4 protein-coding genes are annotated in these 5,538 nt (G+C 72.2%); 1 reads left to right on the top strand and 3 read right to left on the bottom strand.

Translation table 11 applies throughout. The features are described 5' to 3' along the window. Positions 1–84 precede the first annotated feature (84 nt). Genes L0H79_RS20160 through L0H79_RS20170 form a run of 3 tightly spaced genes read right to left on the bottom strand, consistent with a single transcriptional unit; the run spans position 85 to position 2,901 of the window. A complete protein-coding gene (locus L0H79_RS20160; protein WP_301486429.1) occupies positions 85–999 on the bottom strand; it encodes a phosphoribosylaminoimidazolesuccinocarboxamide synthase in 915 nt (304 codons plus the stop codon). A gap of 48 nt (positions 1,000–1,047) precedes the next feature. Then, entirely contained in the window at positions 1,048–2,325 is a 1,278-nt protein-coding gene (gene purD / locus L0H79_RS20165; protein ID WP_301486430.1) for a phosphoribosylamine--glycine ligase, read from the bottom strand. Between the two features lie 18 nt (positions 2,326–2,343). Continuing rightward, positions 2,344–2,901: a GNAT family N-acetyltransferase gene (locus tag L0H79_RS20170; RefSeq protein ID WP_301486431.1), complete on the bottom strand. Its 558-nt coding sequence runs from the start codon at positions 2,899–2,901 to the stop codon at positions 2,344–2,346. 187 nt (positions 2,902–3,088) lie between these two features. Here L0H79_RS20170 and L0H79_RS20175 point away from each other — a divergent pair, with 187 nt between their 5' ends. Continuing rightward, positions 3,089–5,374 (top strand): UvrD-helicase domain-containing protein, encoded by a 2,286-nt coding sequence (locus L0H79_RS20175; RefSeq protein ID WP_301486432.1) that lies wholly within the window; start codon positions 3,089–3,091, stop codon positions 5,372–5,374. Positions 5,375–5,538 lie beyond the last annotated feature (164 nt).

The following is a 5,538-nucleotide window of genomic DNA, read 5'->3' on the forward strand; positions in this document are numbered from 1 at the left end:
GGCAGATCGTCGACACCGCCACTCACAATCCCGCCGCGGCAGCAAAGGTGGCGGCAGATCGTCGACACCGCCATCCGGCGACGATCAGAAGCTCTCACCGGTCAGGCGCTCGTACGCCTCGACGTACTTGGCCCGGGTCTGCTCGACCACCGACGCGGGCAGCTCCGGCGGAGCCTTGCCGCTCGACCGGTCCCACCCGGACTCGGGCGAGGTCAGCCAGTCGCGGACGAACTGCTTGTCGTAGGACGGCTGCGGGTGACCGGGCTCCCACACGTCCGCGGGCCAGAACCGCGACGAGTCCGGTGTCAGCACCTCGTCGGCGAGGACCAGCCCCGACTCGTCTGCCCCCGCGTCGGCCAGCCCGAACTCCACCTTGGTGTCGGCGATCAGGACCCCGCGAACCGCAGCGATCGCGTTGCCGCGCACCAGGATCGCCCGGGTCAGCCGCGACACCTCGGTCGCAACATCCACCCCGAGCGCCGCCTCCACCTCCGCCTGCGTCATCGGCAGGTCGTGCTCGCCGACCGGTGCCTTCGTCGTCGGCGTGAAGACCGGCTCGGGCAGCATCGACCCGTCGACCAGCCCCTCCGGCAGCGGCACCCCGCACACCGACCCCTTCTCGCGGTACTCCTCCAGACCCCCTCCGGTCAGGTACGCCCGGGCGATCGCCTCGACCTTGAGCATCTCGAGCCGGCGTACCAGCACGGCCCGCCCAGCCACGGCATCAGGCACGGCAGGCGCCTTGGTCGAGACGACGTGGTTGGGCACGATGTCCGCGAGCTGGTCGAACCACCAGAGCGACAGCCGCGTCAGCACCTCGCCCTTGTCCGGGATCTCCGGCGTCATCATCCAGTCGTAGGCCGACAGGCGGTTCGACGCGACGAGCAACAGCCGGTCGGGCACGACCTGACCGTCGGCCCCCACCGGCGCATAGAGGTCACGCACCTTGCCGGAGTAGATGTGCTCGTAGCCGGGCAGTTCGATAGGGAGGTCGGTCACACGTACAGCCTGCCATCTGCTCGGGCGATCGGGCCTGGAGCGCTCGCCTCAGCCGACCGTGATCTCGCCGCGCGCCGCCTTGAGCGCGATGTCCGTCCGATGGTGGGACCCCTCGAGCTCGATGAGCGCCACCGCCCGGTATGCCGCTGACCGGGCCTTCGTCAGATCGGTGCCCACCGCTACGACGTCGAGGACGCGACCCCCACCCGAGACGAGGGTCCCGCGCTTGTCGCGTTTCGTGCCGGCGTGCAGGACCGCGACCCCCGGCACCTCAGCGGCGGCATCGAGCCCGGTGACGGGGTCACCGGTCTGCGGCGCGGCCGGATAGCCCGCCGACGCGACGACGACGACGACGGCGGCGTCGCTCGACCATCGCAGGTCGGGGAAGTCCGCGAGCGCACCGGTCGCCGTGGCCAGGAGCAGCTGCGCAAAGGGCGTCTCGAGGCGAGCGAGGACAGCCTGCCCGTCGGGGTCCCCGAGCCGGGCGTTGAACTCGACGACCCTCGGGCCACGCGAGGTGAGGGCGAGCCCGACGTAGAGGATCCCGACGAAGGGGGTGCCCCGGCGGCGCATCTCGTCGATCGTCGGCTGGGCGACTCGCTGCACGACGTCGGCCACCAACGTCGGCGGCGCCCAGCCGAGCGGCGAGTAGGCACCCATCCCGCCGGTGTTGGGGCCGGCATCGCCGTCGCCGACCCGCTTGAAGTCCTGGGCAGGCTGCAGCGGCACCACGGTGGTCCCATCAGAGAGGCAGAAGAGCGAGACCTCGGGGCCGTCGAGGAACTCCTCGACGACGACGCACCCGCCCTCCTTGGCCAAGCACGCCCGGGCGTGTGCGACGGCCGCGTCCCGGGAGTCGGTGACGACCACGCCCTTGCCGGCCGCGAGCCCGTCCTCCTTGACGACGTGCGGTGCGCCGAGGGCACCGAGGGCCGACTCGACCTGCTCAACCGTGGTGCAGACCCGGGCGAACGCGGTCGGCACCTCGGCGGCGGCCATGACCTCCTTGGCGAACGACTTGCTGCCCTCGAGCCGGGCCGCGGCGGCCGAGGGCCCCACGACAGCGAAGCCGGCTGAGCGGCATACATCGGCGACACCGGCCACGAGGGGTGCTTCCGGTCCGATGACGACGAGGTCGACGGCGTGCTGCTCGGCGAGCGCCGCGACAGCGGTGCCGTCGAGGATGTCGACCGGGACACAGAGCGCGGTCGCGTCGATGCCGGGGTTGCCGGGAGCGGCGATGACCGCCTCGACCTCCGGGTCTGCCGCGACGGCCTTGACGAGTGCATGCTCACGGGCGCCGGAACCGAGGACGAGGACCTTCACGGCGGACAGCCTAGGGCGTCACCCGCCGAGCCGGCCGAGCAGGCCCGCCCGGACCTGCGGCCACTCGTCGAGCAGGATCGAGTAGACGGCGGTGTCGCGCCAGGACCCGTCGATGCGCGGCCGGTCCCGCCGCACCACGCCCTCGAAGGTCGCACCCAGCTTCTCGATCGCCGCGCGGGAACGCTCGTTGATGACATCGGTCTGCAGCTTCACCCGCCCGAAGCCGCATGTGTCGAAGGCATGCCCGAGCAGGAGGAGCTTCGCCTCGGGGTTGACCGCCGTGCCCCACCAGCGAGAGCCGTACATGGTCCAGCCGAGGTGGGCGTGCTCACGCGCCGTGTCGATGTCACCGAGCGAGCTGGTGCCGACGACCGTCCCGGCGGCACCGAGCCTGCAGTCGCCGACGAGCCGGACCGTGTACGCGGTCCGGCCGGCGGCAGGTGCGCCGATGGACGCCGCGATGTACGCCTCGGTGTCGGCGACCGTACGGTGCGCAGCCGCCATGGCGTATCCGTGCCGGTAGCACTCGGGGTCCGAACAGACCGCGAAGAGCCCCGCGGCGTCTTCGGGCGTCATGGCGTCGAGCCGGACGGTGCGGCCCACAAGGGGCTCACCCGTCGGGGGGATGCATGCGCAGGGAGCCATTCCAGGACAGTAGCTCCAGGACAGTAGACTGAGTGGTTCCTGCGTCCGGAGTGCCTGCGTATGTCACGCGACAGCCCGACGCAGCACCGACGTGAAGCTAGCGAGTACTGGGGAGTCCGTGAGGTTCTCGAACGCCACCGCGCGTGACGTCGTGTCCGACGTCGTCGCCGAGCAGATCGCCATCGAGCAGACCCAGGTCGACCGGGTCCTCGCTGAGCTCGACAAGGCCGCGGGTCGCGCCGAGGCCGTACACGCCGAGGGGCTCTCGCGGGGCCAGTTCGGCCGGTCGGTCGAGACCGGCGACGCCGAGGGGGGGAGCCTGTTCGAGCGCGATGCCCTCGTCTTCCACGCGGCCCGGCGTCGCACGGCACTCGACACCCAGTACGAGGGCCTCGTCTTCGGCCGGCTCGACCTCGACCACGCGAGCCGGTCGCCCAACGGTCACGGGGCACGTCCGGGGCACGCGACGAGCGGACCGGACGAGACCCGCGAGGTGCGCTACGTGGGCCGCATCGGGGTGCGCGACGACGACTACGAGCCGCTCGTCATCGACTGGCGCGCACCCGCCGCGGAGCCGTTCTACCGGGCGACCCCGGCCCACCCGATGAACGTCCTGCGCCGGCGCGTCCTGCGCAGCCGCGGCGCGAGCGTCGTCGGTGTCGAGGACGACCTCATGGTGCCGGAGGCGCCGGACGACCTCGTCGTCGTCGGCGACGGGGCCCTCATGGCGGCGCTGACCCGCTCCCGCGGGGAGCGGATGCGTGACATCGTCGCGACGATCCAGGCTCACCAGGACGAGGCGATCCGGGCGAGTGCGAAGGGCGTCACCGAGATCAGCGGCGGTCCCGGCACCGGCAAGACGGTCGTCGCGCTGCACAGAGCCGCCTACCTGCTCTACTCCGACCGGCGCCGGTTCGAGTCCGGCGGCATCCTCGTCGTCGGTCCGTCCGGTGCCTACACCGCCTACATCGAGCGGGTGCTGCCTTCGCTCGGCGAGGAGAGCGTCGTCCTGCGCGCCGTCGGCGACCTCGTCGACGCGATCGACACCGAGCGGCTCGACCCACCGGAGATCGCCCGGATCAAGGGCTCGACGCGGATCCGCACCCTGCTCACCGCCACCGCACGAGGCAGGGTCCCGGACGCCCCCACCGAGTTCCGCGCGATGGTCGCGGGCCGAGCGGTACGCCTGGAGGGCCGGGCCCTCGACCACGTGCGCAGCCAGGTGCTGCGCCAGCACCAGCGGAATGCCGGCACGGCGGCGGCGCGGGTGGCGCTGGGTGAGGCCGCCTGGGCATCCCTCGGGATCCAGGCGGACCGGGACGCGAAGGCCGAGTTCGTCGACCGGTGGGAGGACCACCTCGAGGTCGAGGCGTTCTTGAAGGCGTGGTGGCCCCAGGTGGACCCGCGTGAGGTCCTGCTCTGGCTCACCGACGCCGAGCTCGTCCGCAAGAACGCCCGCCGTTCGCTGGAGCCGGGCGAGGCGGAGCTGCTTGCCGCCTCGTGGCAGACCGCCCTGAGGACGGGCGAGTGGTCCGTTGCCGACATCGCCCTGCTCGACGACCTCGCGGCACGGCTCGGCCCCGTCCAGGACGAGCCGGAGGAGGAACGCGGTTTCTACGAGATCGAGGAGCTCGACGACCTCAGCTCGTACGGCGTCACCGAGGTGCAGCCGGTCGCCCGCCCGTCAGGGCCGGCCCGCTCGACGATTGTGCCGGATGACCCGCGCGGGCAGCTGCTCTCCGGTCGCCTCGAGCGGCCCGACGAGTACGCCCACGTCCTGGTCGACGAGGCGCAGGACCTCTCGCCGATGCAGTGGCGGATGATCGGCCGCCGCGGGCGGCACGCCTCCTGGACCCTCGTCGGGGACGCCGCCCAGGCGTCGTGGCCCGACCCCGTCGAGGCGGCCCAGGCCCGCGAGGAGGCCCTTGGGTCGCAGGTCCGTCGGCACTTCCACATGAACACGAACTATCGCAACGCCCGCGAGATCTTCGAGTACGCCGCCGAGGTCGTGTGCCGCGAGGTGCCCGATGCCGATATCCCCCAGGCCGTCCGTGAGACGGGGGTCGCCCCCGTCGTCCGGCCGCTCGGTGCAGACCCGGTCGCGACGGCGCGGGAGGCCGTCGACATGCTCCTCGAGCAGGTCGAGGGCGCCATCGCCGTCATCACCCCGCAGCGGTATGCCGCGCAGCTCGCCCCGCTCGACGGCGCGTCGGGCGCCGGGCCGGCTCGCGTGCATGTCGTGGGGCCGATGTCGACCAAAGGGCTCGAGTACGACGCAACCGTCATCGTCGACCCGGCCGAGATCAGTGCGGAGTCCCCGGGTGGGGTCCGGGTCCTCTACGTCACGCTGACCCGGGCGGCGCACCGGATGACTGTCCTGACGGCCTCGCCCGGGCTGCGCTGAGGTTCGTACCTGGCCGCATCGCGCGTCAGCCAGGCGGGAAGGGGCTGGCCCACAGCCAGCCTCCCCCGCCCAAAGAGTGAGGCGAGGGACGAGATGCGGGGGGAATGCATCGCGTCCCTCGCCTGGGAGCGCGCGATCGGGGGGATCGCTCGCTGACGATCAAG

Source organism: Intrasporangium sp. (genome assembly GCF_030452765.1).
Classification (GTDB): Bacteria; Actinomycetota; Actinomycetes; order Actinomycetales; family Dermatophilaceae; genus Intrasporangium_A.